Source organism: Methylobacterium carpenticola, assembly GCF_042748905.1.
Classification (GTDB): Bacteria; Pseudomonadota; Alphaproteobacteria; order Rhizobiales; family Beijerinckiaceae; genus Methylobacterium; species Methylobacterium carpenticola.
Genome location: NZ_JBHZEO010000001.1, coordinates 4,782,544 through 4,798,534, shown reverse-complemented (window position 1 = coordinate 4,798,534; position 15,991 = coordinate 4,782,544). Strand labels below are relative to the sequence as shown.

Annotated in this window: 11 protein-coding genes and 2 pseudogenes; 7 read left to right on the top strand and 6 right to left on the bottom strand. The window is 62.5% G+C overall.

The window, feature by feature from the left end; translation table 11 throughout:
- Positions 1-43: 43 nt before the first annotated feature.
- From ACE101_RS22230 to ACE101_RS22220, 3 genes are all read right to left on the bottom strand, one after another.
- Complete coding sequence (locus ACE101_RS22230) at positions 44-784, bottom strand: LbetaH domain-containing protein (protein ID WP_379134214.1); 741 nt, start codon at positions 782-784, stop codon at positions 44-46.
- Positions 785-817: 33 nt separating this feature from the next.
- On the bottom strand, positions 818-961 hold the full coding sequence (locus ACE101_RS22225) for a hypothetical protein (RefSeq protein ID WP_379134211.1): 144 nt from the start codon (positions 959-961) through the stop codon (positions 818-820).
- Positions 962-1,190: 229 nt separating this feature from the next.
- Entirely contained in the window at positions 1,191-1,937 is a 747-nt protein-coding gene (locus tag ACE101_RS22220; protein ID WP_379134208.1) for a hypothetical protein, read from the bottom strand.
- Positions 1,938-2,213: 276 nt separating this feature from the next.
- Between ACE101_RS22220 and ACE101_RS22215 the strand changes: the two genes are divergently transcribed.
- The gene (locus ACE101_RS22215; protein ID WP_379134205.1) at positions 2,214-2,939 is read left to right on the top strand and encodes an FkbM family methyltransferase; all 726 of its coding nucleotides are present in this window, start codon (positions 2,214-2,216) and stop codon (positions 2,937-2,939) included.
- A 24-nt stretch (positions 2,940-2,963) separates the two neighbouring features.
- On the opposite strand, the gene ACE101_RS22210 is transcribed toward ACE101_RS22215, so the two are convergent.
- Positions 2,964-4,106 carry a hypothetical protein gene (locus ACE101_RS22210; RefSeq protein ID WP_379134202.1) on the bottom strand — a complete coding sequence of 381 codons (1,143 nt, stop codon included), beginning with the start codon at positions 4,104-4,106 and terminating at the stop codon, positions 2,964-2,966.
- A 1,114-nt stretch (positions 4,107-5,220) separates the two neighbouring features.
- Here ACE101_RS22210 and ACE101_RS22205 point away from each other — a divergent pair.
- The 6 genes and pseudogenes from ACE101_RS22205 to ACE101_RS22180 all read left to right on the top strand — a co-directional run.
- Positions 5,221-6,033: a methyltransferase domain-containing protein gene (locus tag ACE101_RS22205; RefSeq protein ID WP_379134199.1), complete on the top strand. Its 813-nt coding sequence runs from the start codon at positions 5,221-5,223 to the stop codon at positions 6,031-6,033.
- Positions 6,034-6,065: 32 nt separating this feature from the next.
- On the top strand, positions 6,066-8,087 hold the full coding sequence (locus ACE101_RS22200) for a glycosyltransferase family 2 protein (protein ID WP_379134197.1): 2,022 nt from the start codon (positions 6,066-6,068) through the stop codon (positions 8,085-8,087).
- Between the two features lie 95 nt (positions 8,088-8,182).
- Positions 8,183-9,568, top strand: a complete 1,386-nt coding sequence (locus ACE101_RS22195; RefSeq protein WP_379134194.1) for an O-antigen ligase family protein — start codon at positions 8,183-8,185, stop codon at positions 9,566-9,568.
- A gap of 72 nt (positions 9,569-9,640) precedes the next feature.
- Positions 9,641-10,777: an acyltransferase family protein gene (locus ACE101_RS22190; RefSeq protein WP_379134191.1), complete on the top strand. Its 1,137-nt coding sequence runs from the start codon at positions 9,641-9,643 to the stop codon at positions 10,775-10,777.
- A gap of 159 nt (positions 10,778-10,936) precedes the next feature.
- Positions 10,937-12,288: pseudogene (locus ACE101_RS22185) on the top strand (IS701 family transposase).
- Between the two features lie 23 nt (positions 12,289-12,311).
- Positions 12,312-12,680: pseudogene (locus tag ACE101_RS22180) on the top strand (transposase); the annotation flags it as partial.
- Positions 12,681-12,870: 190 nt separating this feature from the next.
- Here ACE101_RS22180 and ACE101_RS22175 read toward each other — a convergent pair.
- Positions 12,871-14,022 (bottom strand): alginate lyase family protein, encoded by a 1,152-nt coding sequence (locus tag ACE101_RS22175; protein ID WP_379134188.1) that lies wholly within the window; start codon positions 14,020-14,022, stop codon positions 12,871-12,873.
- Between the two features lie 610 nt (positions 14,023-14,632).
- Positions 14,633-15,652, bottom strand: a complete 1,020-nt coding sequence (locus ACE101_RS22170) for a glycosyltransferase (protein WP_379134185.1) — start codon at positions 15,650-15,652, stop codon at positions 14,633-14,635.
- Between the last annotated feature and the right edge of the window lie 339 nt (positions 15,653-15,991).

Here is a 15,991-nt window from a genome sequence, read left to right as displayed (position 1 = left end):
CCGGCTTCGCCGGGATATGATGTGCGGCACGGCCGCTCGCGGGTCAGCCCGCGGGCGGCGCGAGGGCTTGGATGCGGTCGAGCGCCGCGAGCACCTGCGGGGTTACGGCGTCGAGCCGGAACTCACTCATCCAGGGCGCAAGTTCGTCGAGATCGCGCTCCCACCAGCGCGAAGCCAGGATGCGCTCCTGTACGCTCTCCGGGAAGCGATAGCGACGCACCCGGGCCGGCGCGCCGGTGACGATAGCGAAATCGGGCACGTCACGGGTCACCACCGCGCCCGCGCCGACCACCGCGCCGATCCCGATTCGGTGGCAGGAGCCGGTCACGACAGCGAAGTCGCCGATCCAGCTGTCCGAGCCGATCACCAGCCCCTGGCGCGTCTCGGCCGCATCCGGCCCGTCGAAGACCGGGCTCATCCCGATCCGGTTAGGTCGATGATTGAGACCCCAGCGCGCGGTGACCGACAGCGAGACGTAACGACCGATGACGAGGCCGTCGCGCCGAGCGCGCGTGACCTCAAGCATGCCCCCATAAGAATAGGCGCCGACGATGACGCCGTTGTGCTGCCAGAGTAGGCGCCGCAGCGTCCGGCTCAGGAGTTGCCCGCCCTCCAGGGCGAGTGCGGCTCGGGCAAGCAGCCGCGGAGGCAGGGCGGCCAGCGGTGAGGCGAGGACTGCCCGCAGCAGCGCCGATTCCCGGAGCGCCGAATCGTTGGGCTGACCCGAGCGCGACAGCCCGGCCGGGTTCAACGCAACGTCCTCGAACGGTGCCTTGCTGCCCATATGCCCGTGACCTGACTGAGGACGACCCATCGCTCAACTGCCCGCCATCGCTCGCCCCACCTCGGCCCGACGAGGCGTCATGCGCGTCGCGAGCCGCTTGAGGACGTCGTGGCTCGGCTCATCGAACCACAGGTAGACCGCGTAGGAGGCGTCGCCCATCCGACGCCGGAGGCCCAAAGCTCATCAGGGAAAAGCTGAGGCAGCCCTGGAACCTGTTGCTCGCAATGATTAAATACGACGAGCAAGGCAGCTGAAGCTCGCAGGAATCGTAGCGTATAAATCTGGCTTTTGGCCTCGTCCATCGCCGCGTCATCTGCCCCGCGATTGCTTCACCGAGGGTCGTTATTGCACAGCACAACGACGTGTTGCAACTGCTCTCCCGACCACCGGCGTAGGCGGCGAGCCATCAGGGGCTGCGCGGCGAGGATGCCTGCAAGCGACTGTCTCCGGTCGTGAAGCGGGCCGCCGTGAAAGAGGGCGAGACACTCGATGCGCTCGAAGACCCCGGCGACGAGGAATAGCTGGAGGACGAATAATAGCTCGGTGACGGATGATAGCTCGACGGCAGGTAGCTGAACGAAGAGGCGCGGGTCGTGCCGCTGCTCCTTGAGGTATCGGGAGCGGCGATCGGTACGCTGCTGACCGTCCGCGGCACCGCGCCGCCACTTGCATCGCCTCCGCTGGAGCCGCGAGCCGTTCGGGCGCCGCGGGAAACACTCGGGCCACTCACCGCTCCGGTCAGCCCGGGAGCCTCGGACATCTCGAGCAGAAAGGCCCGAAGGATTTCGGGTTCGTTCGCGGCGATGACTCGGTCCTGGATGGCGGTGGTCTCGGCCGGTACATCCTCCCGGCAGGCCAGGGCGGCTCGGGCGAGACCCTTGCCGACCCCGGCTTTCTGGTCGGAGTCGCCGAAATGAGCTACCCGCAACACGGCCGCGGTGGTGTTCGTATCGGCCGACACAATGGCCGTGACCCGCCCCGCCACATTGGCCGTCTCGGTGAGGAGGTTGGTGGGGTTCGCGTTGAAGTCGATCAAAGTCCGGGCGGGCAGCCCGATCGCCCTGCCGCAGGAGGCTGCGAGAGCCGGACCTGCGTTAAGGATCAACACAGCACCGGCAGCCAAAACCAACCCACCCAGATGCCTCAATGCCATGGTCTCCTCCCGCCCTGCGATCCTCCGACCTGTAGCCGAATGCCGAGCCGCGGCGAGCGTTACCACTTGTTAACCTTTATGCAAATCGGGCGGACCGGGTTTCTCCACTCTTTCGTCATCAATCGATGGAATCCGGCCGCAGAGAACTGCGTAGGCGAGATTCGGAGGATGCCCGATGGACCTTCATCGACGCCCGACCCGGCCGTCGCTATGCTGTTGCCCGAACCGCCCGGGGGCGGATGAGGGGTGCGAGATATGGGGAACGCTTTGAGGAAGGTGCTTCGTACCTCGCAGAGCTACTTCCCGTTCCTGAAATCCGCGAAGGACCGGTTCTACCTTCACGCCAGGCGGCTCGCACGGTTGCCGCATGACAGGGATCTCGCCTGCATCCGCCACATCGACTTCCGGGATCGAGTGATCGTCGACGTTGGAGCGAATCACGGGCAGTCCATCGAGAGTTGCCGGCTCTATCGCCGCGACGTCGCGATCCACTCGTTCGAGCCGAACCCGATGCTCGCCGAGATGCTGCGGCGGCGCTATGCCGGCTGCGGCGGCGTCACGGTCCATGGGGTCGGCCTCGCCGACCGGAGCGACGTCTTCGACCTCTATGTCCCGAGCTACCGGGGCTTTGTGTATGACGGTCTCGCCTCCATGGACGTTCGCGAGGCGAGCGAATGGCTCTCGCCCGAGACGATCTACGGGTTCTCCCGGGACGCCTTGTCGATCAACAGGCTGAGCTGCCGCGTCGAGACCCTGGACGCGCAAGGCTTGAAGCCGGCCTTCATCAAGATCGACGTCCAGGGCTTTGAGCTTCAGGTCCTCAAGGGGGCGGCCGAGACGCTGAACGCGTTTCGGCCCGTCCTGCTGATCGAGGCGGTTCCGCCCGAGGGCGAGATCGTCCGTTTCCTGCGAGGTCTCGGCTACGTCGAATGCGCGGTGCGGGATGGAGCCATCGTCCCCGGGTCGGTGGGTGGCAAGAACGCCCTCTATGCCGTGCCGTGAGCGGTCGCCCTCCGGTGCGGTGGATCAGGCCGCCTCGGGTGTCAGAGCCCGTGGCACGGGCCGATCGTGTTGCGCGAGTGCCGCCTGGTCGGGTTCGCGCGTCGCCGGTGCCGCGGGCGGTTGCCACGCGAAGGTGACGATCGCGGTGGGCCAGTTGGTCACCCGCAGCGAGGTCCGCGACCGGATCAGACCCTCGGCGAGCTCGTCGCCGACGATGTAGAAGCCCATCAGGAACTTGCCGAACGGTGCTGCGCGATAGGCGCGCTGGAGGACGGCGAGGGTCAGGTACCAGGCTGCCCCCTCCTCGCCGGGAATGTGCGAGCCCTCGAAATAATAGGTGGTTTCGAGGTGCTCGACGAGGCGCATGATCGCCGCCACCCGCTCGTCGCCACGGACGCTCGCGATCAATCCATCCCTCGGGCAGGCGAGGAGATTGGCCAGATGTCCCGCAAGGGCGCCGAGAGCGCCGAAGGCAATGCCCTTGCGGGCGTACATCTCGCGCCGCATCCGCACGAGGTGCCAGAGGTCAACGAGGGATCGGGCGCCACGGCGCATCACGACCGGCGCTTCCCGCAGGCGAGCCTCGAACTTCCTGGCGTTGCGCTTCGCGTTCTGGCTGATCGCCGCGCGGTAAGCCTCCCAACTCGGCCAATTGGCGAAGTCGATGCCCTGCACCACGGCCTCGACCGTCGCGAGAACCTCGACGCCCGCGATGCCCCGCAGCGCCGCCTCGCGGGATGGTTCCGGGCTCCAGGTCCAGCCGTAACGGTAGATCGCCGGGCCGCAGGCGGCGAGCGACGAGGCCATGGCCGCGTCCCAGCGGTGGGCATGCTCCGGGGCCAGGCGCAGCCCGTCGTAGAATTCCCATACGCTGCCCTTGCGGCGCAGGGTGAAGTAGCCGATCGGCCGGGTCTCGCCGACGAGCGTCACCGCGAAGCTGCGCGTCGGCCGCCAGGGGCGCTTGAGGGAAAGGCCGCGCAGATGAGCGTGGGTCGAACGCACGGAGCCGCCGACGCGCGCCATCTCGGAATCCCATTCGTGCCTGTCATACCGCCGCGGGTCGACCGCGCGAATGGTCGGCCCGCAGCCCGCGGACGCCGCATGCTGGTCATTCGCCAACGGAACGAGCGCTATGGCGCCGCTGCTCGCCGATGCGACATTGCTCACGTCTGTTTCTCCAGAAATCACGAGGAGTACCGTTGCCCAGGCCACTGTGGCGCCATTAAGGCAGATAAGAGTTTATGATTTATCTCTGTTGCAAACTGCGGAGACTACCGAGAATGCCAGCATGATAAGGAAGCGCAGGCCGACTTGCCAATGTCTGTCGTTGCCCCCGGCTGACGAGAACGGAAGGTCTAGACTCGACTGAAAAGATTGGCATCGAATCAGCATTTCGGATTTGTGGGGTCTGAGCTTCGCGTGAGCACCCAATGGCATAGCTGCCGTGATGCACTGATGTGGATTACCGGCCGTCCCACTCGAAGCTACACCTTTTCGAAGAAGGTGCGCGGACCTTTGTGATTGGTAGTCGTGGCACGGCGCCAACGGCAGGGGTGAGGCTCGCTTCGGTCATGCCGATACCATGACTGCCGAAGCCATCGCGCGCGCCGAGGCCTTGATCCAGGGGCGAGAGGCGCCTGCGCTCCGTTGTCGCTCAAGCGCAGGGGCGCTGACCTTGAGGCGCGATCCCACTGGACGGCTGGTTATGACGGTTCGCGGACGATGGTGCCGATATCTCTTCCGGACTGTTCCAATCCTTCACCGCGCTGCAATGGTTGATCTGATCCGGGCGGTCGTCGTCGCGCGCGACAATCGGACGAGCGGAGCGGCTGCCGACGGGCGGCAAGTCTCTCGATGACCGCATCCTGCAGGATTCTGCTGCATTGCAAAAAGGAGACGCGATTCAGAATCTCCCGGAGATCGTCGACCCGTGGCTACCCGGTCGCGTTCGCAGGCAAAAGTAGCGGTACTGGATCAGGCACTCTTCGTTCATCATATTCTTAGACGGCGTCGATCGCCGCAGGCCTGCCGCAATCTATGCTCCAACAGTCAGAATACGGTAAGATCAGTGATCCGCCCGAGAGGTCTGAACGTATCATACTGTCGCATCTTTTCTCTCCGGCGTTCATTTCCGGCTGGCTCTTGACTGTTGGAAAGAAACCCGTGCATTTCCTTTTCGTGGGGCTCCCGGCTTGGAAGCGGGCGAGCAGGGAGGCCCCGTGTGATGATCTGGGAAATTCGCGGCCGGCTTGGCCGGAGCGGCTGACGGCATATCTCGCTCATGCGAGAGTTCCACGAGTGGCCGTCCGGGGCCATCGAGGCTCTGGACCAGCCACCGCGAGGGGAGATGATGATGAGATTGGCAGCGCCACGACGCTTCAAGGCCCATGCCCGCGCTGCCCGCTTCCTGGCGAAGAGTGCGGTGCGGATCTTCGGAAACCAGAGCCCGCGTCAGTGCAGCCTCTGTGGTCACGAGGGCCGCTTCTTCGCCTATGGCTTCCCGTTGACCGCCGACGTGACCTGCCCGGCCTGCCTGTCGCTGGAGCGACATCGGGCTCTGGCGCTCTACATGAGCCGCACCCCCTTCATCGCGGGCAAGGAAGTGCTGCATTTCGCGCCCGAGCCAGGCCTGTCGAAGTTCATCCGCGATCAAGGTCCGAAGCGCTACGTCACCTGCGATCTGTTCGCCAGGAACGTCGACCTGAAGATCGACATCGAAGCGATCGCACTGCCCGATGCCTCCTTCGACGTGGTGTTCTGCCTGCACGTGCTCGAGCATGTCGACGACCGCCGCGCCCTCGCCGAAATCCGCCGCGTCCTGCGTCCCGGCGGCCTCGCAGTGCTGATGGTGCCGATCGAGGAGGGGCTCGACGAAACCTACGAGAACCCCGCCATCACCCAGCGGGCCGACCGTCTGGTTCATTTCGGCCAGGAGGACCACGTGCGCTACTATGGCCGCGACTTCCGGGACCGGGTCCGCGCCGCCGGCTTCGCCCTGGAGGAATGGGTCAGCAAGGAGCCCGACGTCTTGCGCTACGGCCTCAAGAGGGGCGAGCGCATCTTCCTCGCGACCAAGGCTGACGGTCCCGCATGACGGCCGGCGCACCGGGAGCCGGCGGAGCTGACGTGGGGGAGAGCGCTCTGGCGGTCGCGGCCTCGGCCGGGAACCCGGTCCGGGTCTCGGTGATCGTTCCGCACTACGACGACCTCGACCGCCTCGACGCCTGTCTCGATTGCTTGACCCGGCAGACGCTGCCCCGCGAGCATTTCGAGGTGGTGGTCTGCGACAACGCCTCTCCCTGCGGAGTGGAGGCGGTCCGGGCCCGGATTCGCGGCCGAGCGCGGCTCATCGTCGAGACTGAGCGCGGCGCGGCGGCGGCGCGCAACCGGGCCGTCCGCGAGGCGCGGGGCGACATCCTGGCTTTCACCGACAGCGATTGCCGGCCTCAGCCAGATTGGCTGCGGGCCGGCATCGGCGAACTCGACGCCGCCGACATCGTCGGCGGACTCGTCCGCGTCAGGGCGCAGGACGAGGCGGCGATGACGCCCGTCGAAGCCTTCGAGGCGGTCTTCGCCTTCCGCAACTCGAAATACGTGCGCCGCAACGGTTTCAGCGTCACGGCCTCGCTGTTCACGACGCGGCGCACCTTCGGCCGTGTCGGCGGCTTCCGCCGCGGCCTGTCCGAGGACGTCGACTGGTGCCGGCGCGCCGTCCTGATGGGCTACCGGCTCGCCTATTCCGACCGGGTCGTGATCGAACACCCCGCGCGCCGCACGCTGTCCGAGCTTGAGGCGAAGTGGTTCCGCATGATCACGGAATCCTACGGGCTGACCAGGGCCGGAGGCCGCAGGGGGCTGCTCTGGCTCATGCGCCACTGGCTCGTGCTCCTGTCGATCGGCCCGCATCTCGTCGTCGTGGCGCTGACCTCGAAGCTCAGTCGCTGGCGCGACCGCCTCAATGCGGCTAGGATCCTGATCCACATACGCCTCTATCGCTTCCTACTCAGCCACCGCCTCTACTTCCTGGGGGCGGTCGGCGAGCGCACTGACCGACCGGACCGCACCTTGACCGAGAGCACACCAAAGAGGGCCGCCTCGGCGACGATCCCTCCGAAGGCGATCGTTGCCGTCGTCGGCTACAATTGCGCCGACATTCTCGCGCGACTGGTCGCCGCCTGCGATCGGCTCGACTTCCCCGAGTTGGAGATCCACATCTGCGAGAACGGCGGGGCCGCCGCCTTCTCCGCACTCGTCGAGGCCCTGGCGCCCACCTGCGACGGTGTTCTCGGACGCGACGAGGCCGGTCCCCTGCCGGCGCGCGTCGTCGGTCGCGCCCGCGGCCGCACCCATGGCGGGCGGGCGCTCCTCGTCTACGAGGCGAGCGGCAACCTTGGCTATTCGGGCGGGCTCAACGTCGTGGCGGACGCGGTGGCGGATGATCCGGCCTGGACGGCGTTCTGGGTGCTCAATCCCGACGCGAAGCCCGAGCCCAGCGCGCTCGCCGCACTTCATTCCCATCTCGCCGCGGGCAGCTACGGCGCAGTCGGCGCGCGGCTGGTCTTCTCGGCCTCTAACACCGTCCAGCAATACGGGGGACGCTGGCGCTGGTGGCTTGGGCGCGGGCTCAACGTCGGCTATGGCCGGCCTGCCGACGCGGCCGTGGACGTCGGCGCGGTCGAGCGCGAGATCAACTACGTCTCCGGCGCTTGCCTCCTCGCTTCGCGCACCTTCGTCGAGCAGGTCGGACCGATGGACGAGCGCTACTTCCTGTTCTCGGAGGAGGTCGACTGGTGCTTGCGACGGGGGACGTTGCCGCTCGGCTACTGCCACGAGGCCGTCATCCACCACGATCACGGCGCCACGATCGGTTCCAGCCGGGACATGAGCGCGCGCTCGGCACTGTCGATCTACCTGCTTGAGCGCAGTGGCGTCCTCCTAACCTGGAAGTTCCGCCCCGCCCTGATGCCGCTCGTCGCGGTGACGGCCGGTCTCTACACCCTGCGCTACCTGCGCCGCGGAGGATGGTCGCAGTTCCGGCACGCTTTCGCGGGCTGGGCGGCGGGCCTGCGTCGCGAGACTGGTTTTCCAAAGCAGTTCGCTCGGCCGCCGACATCGGCACAAACTTTGAATGAGGCAGCCAGTGCGTGAGTCCTCGGTCAAGAGATAGACGCTCGTCATATAGCCTGACAAGTAATATGTGATCGAAGGTTTATTATCGAGAGGCGGCTAAGGGGTTTCTCGCATTGAACATCTCAGCTCTTAAAGAGGCTCAAGAGTTTTCACCGGCCATTCCGACGAGCGCCGTGCGCGCGGGCCGATGGGATACGGGCGACGATCGTCTCGCTAAATATTGCACGGCGATGTTGTTCTTTTCATACCTGTTTCCGACCGAGGCCGCGGTTCGAATCGGAACAGTTATGACGATGCGGCGGCTTGCCATTATCGTGTGCTTGGTTCCGCTTGTTATCGCGATCGTGCGTAAAATTCGGCACTCTCGTTACGTTCCCGTGGTGTCGGATTTTTTTATCATCGGATTCGCCGGTTGGGTGCCTTTTTCTGCCTTCGTATCGGGAGGAGCAGGCGCAGTAGGAAGCAATCTTGGTGTGCTGGCTTTCGAAATTTTCGTTCCATACCTCATCGCGCGAGTATTGCTTGGAAACGCTGATCGACTACTCAAAATCACTCCAATTTTACTCTGTACCGCTGTAATAATGTTGGGTCTTGGATCCCTTGATACCCTGAGTGGTGAAAATATCCTAGGTCGCATATCAACTCAGATCTTTGGAAATTTTCGCACGGTAAAATTTTACGGCGATGTCGAAGTGCTGGCCGGGTCAGCTGCTCAATACCGGTTCGGACTCGCGAGAGCGAGAGGTCCTATCGAGCATTCCATTCTTTTCGGGTTGTTTTTCGTAGTGCTGGCGCCGCTGATGTATTTTAATATTCGCCGACAAGCACACAGGCTATTTGCTATGTTGGTATGCGCTCTCGGTGTTGCCATTGCTTTATCTTCTGCTCCGATGCTTCTATTTGGATTGGTGTTAGCGATAATTTTGTATGATCATCTTTTCCAGGGATTGCATTGGCGTTGGGCTTTTCTATTGTCGATCGTCATTATTTGTGTTGTGGTGCTGTTTTTGATTGTCGAGGATCCGGTTGTTGCATTTATTCGTGGATTTACTCTTGATCCTACCACTGGCATGACACGGTTGGAAATCTGGCATTGGATCGGAAAAAATCTAGTCATATCGCCAATCTTTGGAGTTGGAGATCGTGACTGGTTTAGGCCGTGGGATCTGCTTTCGAGTATAGACGCACTTTGGCTTGTGATCGCGCTTCAATATGGATATGTTGGACTTGCTCTGTTGATAGGCGTGGTTCTTGGGTCCTTCTTCGTTATCACTCCGCGTCAGATGTTTCATCGTCCAATGGGAGCGAATGAAAGGCCAAGAATAGCAGTCAATTTAGCCCTAATAACTTTTATACTTGCGTCTTTCACAGTCCATGTGTGGGGATCTTGCTGGGGGTTATTTGGTGTTATCATTGGACTGCGTGCTGGGTTTACGGAGGCATTGTACTTGCCCTCCGACCGAAAGCCGAATCAAAACATCTGTGCGCAGCGCGTCTGATAACCATTGGCTCCGTAGCGTTCTTGATGTCCCTCGCGCTCTCACTTGGAGAGCATAGATTGGGGTAATATAATGTCACCGGTGACGATACATGCGCATTTGGCGGAGAAGCGAGGGACAACAGGATTTGATTATCTCCGCATAGGATTGGCGACTGCTGTCGTGCTGTGGCACAGCTTTCCGATTTCCTATGGGCAATGGGCATACGATACGGCGCTCGGCTTGCCGGTAAGAGCTCTGATCTCCCTGATTCTGTTCATGTTCTTCGCGCTGAGTGGTTTTTTGGTTGCCGGCAGCTTGGAACGGAATCGGCTTCCTGCGTTCTTGTCGCTGCGTGCGTTGCGGATTTTCCCAGCTTTGACTGTCGAGGTGCTCCTGTCGGCATTGGTGCTTGGTCCATTCCTCACAACTCTGCCGATCGCTCAGTACTTCAGTGATCATCTGTTTTTCAGATATATTCTGAACGCTGTTGGGATTATCTCGTTCAGGCTGCCTGAGGTCTTTCACACAAATCCATATCCTGCAGTCGTCAATGGGTCGCTCTGGACGGTGCCGTATGAGCTTGAGTGCTATATCGCTCTTGCCCTTGTCGCATTGCTTGGCTTTGTCCGGCGTCCGAGATTGTTTCTCTGCCTTTGTCTCGTAGGTGCGGCTTTGCTGACCGCCTATTTTGTCGCTATGGACAAGCCGCAGCAGATTAGCTCGGGTCGGGCGTTGGTTTTCTCTTTTATGATTGGCGTTCTTATCTATGTTTGGCGGGCGCATATTCCTTTGCTTAGATCGCTAGCAGCCGTTAGCGCACTCCTTTGTCTCATAATGCTGCAGCGCTCCGAGTTGTTTTATTTCGCCTGCTTCCCCGCTGCCTATTTGACTGTCTATATCGGTCTTCAGAACTGGTCCGTTCCAGCTTTAATGAGGACGGGAGATTATTCATATGGAATATACCTCTTTGCGTTTCCGATCCAGCAAGTTGTTGCGTCTTGGCCGATGCTCCAAAAATGGTGGATTAACTTTCCGATCTCGCTGTTATTTTGCTTATTGTACGCTGTTTTTTCTTGGCACGCTATTGAGGCTCCGCTTATGCGGCGAAAGCGTGCCGTCGTGGAATTGGTTAATCGTGCGCAGGATCAGTTCGAGCGAAACGGTCGCGCTCTTGTTTATCTGAAATCTTGGTTCGGCAGGGTAAGCCGGAGTACGGTCGAGCGCTAGGGGCCTGTCCGACTAAGAGCCTCTATCTAAACCGTCATCGCCCCTGCAATTTCAATGATTTAGCAGGAGTGAAGGACGGTTCTGTTAGGTGCTCTAGCACTACTCTGCCAGGTTACGGCATCTTATCTCTCGTTCGCTGAGGTGCACGGGAGGAGCGCGATGGATGAGGTCGGGTCGAAATCTTGGCTAGAACTATTGGAGGCATGGCTGGCTCCCTTTCTGGCCGCCTTGCCCCGCGCCGAGCAGCGACGTTGGGCGCCGCTCTACCTGCGAGGTCTGCTCCTGCCCGGCGAGCGCAAGAGCGTCGAACCGATGGCAGCGCGCGTTGCGCCCGGCAACGTGCAGCAACTGCACCACTTCGTGTCCGCCTCGCCCTGGCCGCATGCACGGCTCGAACGCGTGCTGGCCGAGCAGGCCGAGCAACTCGTGGGCGGGCCGGAGGCCGTGCTGGTGGTCGACGACACCGCGCTGGTCAAGCAGGGGCGCCACTCCGTGGGCGTGCAGCGCCAGTACTGCGGTCAGCTCGGCAAGAAGGCGAACTGCCAGGCGTTGGTCTCTCTGACGCTGGCCCGAGGCGAGGTTCCGGTCCCGGTGGCACTGCGGCTGTTCCTGCCTGACGGTTGGGCCTCCGATCCGGCGCGGCGACATACGGCGGGGGTGCCCGACGACATCTCCGGTCGGCCGAAGTGGCAGATCGCCTTGGACGAGATCGACCGGCTGGGCGACCAGGGCGTGCGCTTCGGGTGCGTGCTGGGCGATGCCGAGTACGGCAAGGTGGCTGCGTTCCGCGACGCCCTCGATGCCCGGGGTCTTTGCTGGGCGCTGGGCCTGCCGCCGACCCAGAAGGTGTTTGCCGCCGACGTGACGACGGCCATGCCTGCGCCCACCAAGGCGGGAGGGCGCCCGCGCAAGCACCCCGTGCCCTCGGCGCCGAGCCGCCCGGCTGCGGCCTTGTTCGCCGATCCCCCCGACGCCACGTTCCGCAGCGTGTCGTGGCGCACCGGTACCAAAGGGCCGCTCCGGGCCGCCTTCAGCGCTCGGCGCGTGCGCGTGGCCGACGGCCCGCTGGCCTCAGGGGCCCAGCACCGGCCAGGGGCCGAGCGCTGGCTGGTGTGTGAGCACCGTCTCACAGGTGAGCGCAAGCTGCACCTGACCAACCATCCGGCGGACACCCCACTGGAGCAGTTGGCGGCCGCCATCAAGGCGCGCTGGAGCTGCGAGCAGGCCCACCAGCAGCTCAAGGAGGAACTGGGCCTCGACCACTTCGAGGGCCGCTCCTGGGTCGGGCTGCACCACCACGCCCTTCTGTGCCAGATTGCGTTCGCCTTCCTGCAGAGCCTGCGGGTCGGGGAAAAGGTGCGGATCGCACGCGCCCGGCCCGCCGCCCCAGCCGACGCTGCCCGAGGTCCGACGCCGCGTCGCCGCCGCGCTCCTCGCGCATCTCTGACCCGCTGCCCGCACTGCCGGCGTCCAACGCTCATCCACATGCTGCTATGAACCTGGAAGAGTAGTGCTAAGGTGATTCACTTGGCTCATGGCCAAGGTGTTTCGCGGGTGGGATGTCGATCAGGGCTGGCTTTTGCCGCCGTCGCTGCATGAGTTCGCGCCGCCTGGGTATGTGGCGCATTTCGTGCGCGACACGGTGCGGGAGCTCCTCGACCTTTCGGCCATCCTCGACACCTACGCCGAGGAACGCGGCTACCCGCCCTACCATCCCGGCATGAGGGTGGCGCTTTTGCTCTACGGCTAGAGCTGGGACCTGTACTCGTCCCGTCAACTCGCCCGTGCCTGCGAAGAGCGGGTCGACGTGATGGCGGTGACCGGGATGAAGCGGCCGGACTTCCGCACGATCGCCGACTTCCGCCCGCGCCACGTCGTGGCTCTCCTTCAGGTCTGGACGAAGGAGCCTAAACGTTTCAGGCTCGATCCGTCACACCACATCCCGCGACCATACACACAACCAGACAGTCGTGACAGTGGCCCCGGTTCATCTGGGGCGCTGCGTTGATGTCTCGGTCTCGAAGGTCGCGTGCTTCGAGACCGGTTGCTCGCCGAACAAGCGGCGTGGCCTCGTTGCTGTCCAGAGACGATTATCACTGGGCTGATGGGGAGCGTGACAAGGCAGGTGGATTGTATGTGGCGGTGACGTCGCCGCCGAGGAAAATGTGCCAAGCTGGCCGCATTCGGGGCGCTGAAACCACGGCATCCAGCCGTGCCGCTAAGTCCGGATTGCGCTTTTTGAGGCTCGGCATGATCATATCGACCCATGCAAAATCGAAGGACCGATTGGTCGGCTCTTGCTTGGCCCGGGCCTTCGTCTCGGCAAGTCCGGGGTTCTGATGTGCGTCGACGTTAAAAGTCAGCAGCCGGTCGAGAGCTTCATACTGCTTGGTCGATAGGGGCACGCCGTTGCGCTCAGCTTGAACGGCGAGCCCCACAATCGGCATTGTTGCAAAGAATTGGTAGGATTGCGCCCGCGGCCCACGCGACATCTCCTTGGCGATCGAGCCGTCCGGACCGATGTCATCAATCGCATCGTCGAGTATGGAGCGGGCGGACTTGAAGAGCGTCGGGTCGTTGAGCAGCGCCGCTGCGATTCCGAGAAAGTAGCCCGACCAGTATTTATGATTGTTCGCGGGGATCAGCCATGTGAAGGGCGGCGTGTACTCGGCCTTCACGTTGAGTGCCAAGCGGCGCATCCAATCCCTCACCGCATCGGCGTCCGGGCCGGGCGCGGCCTCAAGCCCGCCGGCCCTGACCAGCGCACTGGCGAGCCCCGCTCCGTGCCAGGCCTGGGTCATGATCGCTTGGTGGCGGCCGAGGCGGTCATTCTGGTCGACGTTCCGTGTCAGCGCCTCGGCGCGAGCCCAGACCGCGACTTTGTGCATCATGCAGGCCGCGATCTGCTGGTTGGGGGGCTGCGAGGTGGCGTAGCGGTCGGCGAGCCGATCGATCTCGGTCGTGAACTTCTCGACTGATGCGGAGCGCTCCTTGTCGCGCCGGTCCCGCTCCGGATCGACCTTGGATTGGGTCGGATCCTTGGGGTCATAGCGCGACTGCAGACCGCCCATGTCGACCGCCGGCGGCGGTGGGTCCGTACAGGGGCCCGACGGCGTCTGCCGCCCCATCACCTGACGGGCAGCGTCCGGGTCGAAGGGCGGCAGGACACGGTTGGCAGCAAGGCTGCTTGAGCCGATGCAAAGCACCGACGTCAGCGTAACCGCAGTGACCAGCGATGTGCGCATCGAATCGTATCTCCGTTTCGTCGGGCGGGGTGTAGCCTGGATCAAGCGACCTCGGCAGGAATAGGCCGAGGTTTGCGAAGCCGCAGCCCCTCGTCGCCGCCTGACGTTCGATCCGCATTCGGTCGCGGCATTCTCGCGCGGGGCCGGGATCTCGCCACCGCAGGATCTGCCGCCAAGGAAGATAGCTCCCGGAGCGCGAGGGTTTCCGGCTCGAAGGCCGTGTCCGCGCCGAGGCAAAAACCGGGGCCGAGCGATCGCCTCACGCCGGCAGGGCTTGTTCCGTCGAAAGCGGCACCATGGGCCATGGCTGTCAGGAATGGCACTGGCCGAACATCGCAATCGATGATCCTCGCTGCATCCGTCACTTCCCGAAGGAGAGCCAACCTAAAGCATTTTCCGGCGGAGGGGATGCCGGTTCGTCGCAGAAAATGCAGTAAAACCAGAGACCTCGAGTGGGATCCGATTGCAGCGTGCTCGGATCCTGCTCCGCGGAAGCCTCCATCCGATATTCAAGCAGATTTCGCGGAAAGGGTCGTCGGTTTTGCGGCGAAATCTGCGGTATAACAAGAATCGAAGCCGCCGAAGCGTTGGCTTGCCGACTTAAGTCTGCTCAACTGCGCATGATCCTGTCGGTGGGTTGCCCGATCTGGCCTCTCAGCCCCGCGAGCCAGCCGGAAAGGCCGCTCAGCCATTGATGCAAATCACCCCGCCTGAGATACAGGCAAATGTATAATAAGGTCGTTACGATTGCGATCGGATATATTTTAGGGTAAAAGCGACGGGTGAATAGAAGTTTGTTTCTCTCGTTGAGGTAGATCGATAGTGCGGAGCGTTTATCGGCGTGCGTGCTCGCGCCGGTGCTGACGCCGTGCACGTGCATCGCGACGGCTCCGTGGGCATATCCGAGCTTGAATTTTCCTCGCCGAAAGCACCAATCAACTTCTTCCATGTACAAGAAGTAGCTCTCGTCCATGAGGCCGACTGTATCAACGAACGCGCGCGTCACTAACATGGCGGCGCCGCATACAAAGTCCATTTGATGTTCTATCGCAGGGGCATCTACCGGCGCATCGAGAGAGGATCCGAATCCAATATTCTTCGCTCTCGCGATGTATGGCCGCCACTGGCCACCATACATTTGAATTTTACCGCTCTCTGACAGAGCCAAGCGGCAGCCGATCATGCCGTAACTCGGATCTTCGGCGTGAGAAACGAGTGCTCCTAAAGCATCGGGCGCGATCAATGCATCGGGATTGAGAATCAGGACTGCGTCCCACTCGTCGTAGGCAAGTGCCGCCAAGCAAACGTTGACGCCGCCCGCATATCCGAGATTTCCTTCGGCCTCATGCACATACAAATTTGAGCAACCATTGCGAAGATGTTTTGTTCGCAAGACTCTTTGTGCTGGCCGGCTTTCCGATGATTTGATGCGTCCTTGTTCGGACGACAGCTGTTCCACCAAATTGTCGTATGCATCTGCGCCTCCATTCTCGCAAATATGAACCCCCGCGAAAGGGTAGACCGAGCGAGCGATGGCCTCCAGGCATTCAACGGTTTGATCGGCAGATTTATAGGAAACAATTATCGCAATCACTTTTTTTAAATCTCGGCAACTTACTGTGTCCAACACCGTTGCTGCCCTCCAAGCGAAGTTTTGAAAGTCCTCAGGCGACCCAGGAGGCGATCTACTCCCGGCGGGCTTAAGATCTCACGACCCACGGACGCATGCTAAACCGGGCACCTGCATGAGAGCCAGTGTCGCGCTGGGATCGTGTCCTGATCCTCACATTGTGCTGGTGTGGCTTGCTGTTAAGCGGGTGAGCCCCGATCTGCCGCGTGGTGTGACGGGTGCGTCGGCCGAGGGCATGGAGAGATCCACATATCTCGGCCTCGATGCGTCGTCAGGTGCGAGGGGCCACGCACACGTCTCGAACACCGAATACACCTCGTCCCGATAGCATGTTGCGGT

Excerpts from the sequence above, each read along its gene's own strand:
- ACE101_RS22190 (WP_379134191.1), top strand. The coding sequence starts at position 9,641 with ATGTCACCGGTGACGATACATGCGCATTTGGCGGAGAAGCGAGGGACA.
- ACE101_RS22230 (WP_379134214.1), bottom strand. The coding sequence starts at position 784 with ATGGGCAGCAAGGCACCGTTCGAGGACGTTGCGTTGAACCCGGCCGGG.
- ACE101_RS22205 (WP_379134199.1), top strand. The coding sequence starts at position 5,221 with ATGCGAGAGTTCCACGAGTGGCCGTCCGGGGCCATCGAGGCTCTGGAC.
- ACE101_RS22175 (WP_379134188.1), bottom strand. The coding sequence starts at position 14,022 with ATGCGCACATCGCTGGTCACTGCGGTTACGCTGACGTCGGTGCTTTGC.
- ACE101_RS22220 (WP_379134208.1), bottom strand. The coding sequence starts at position 1,937 with ATGGCATTGAGGCATCTGGGTGGGTTGGTTTTGGCTGCCGGTGCTGTG.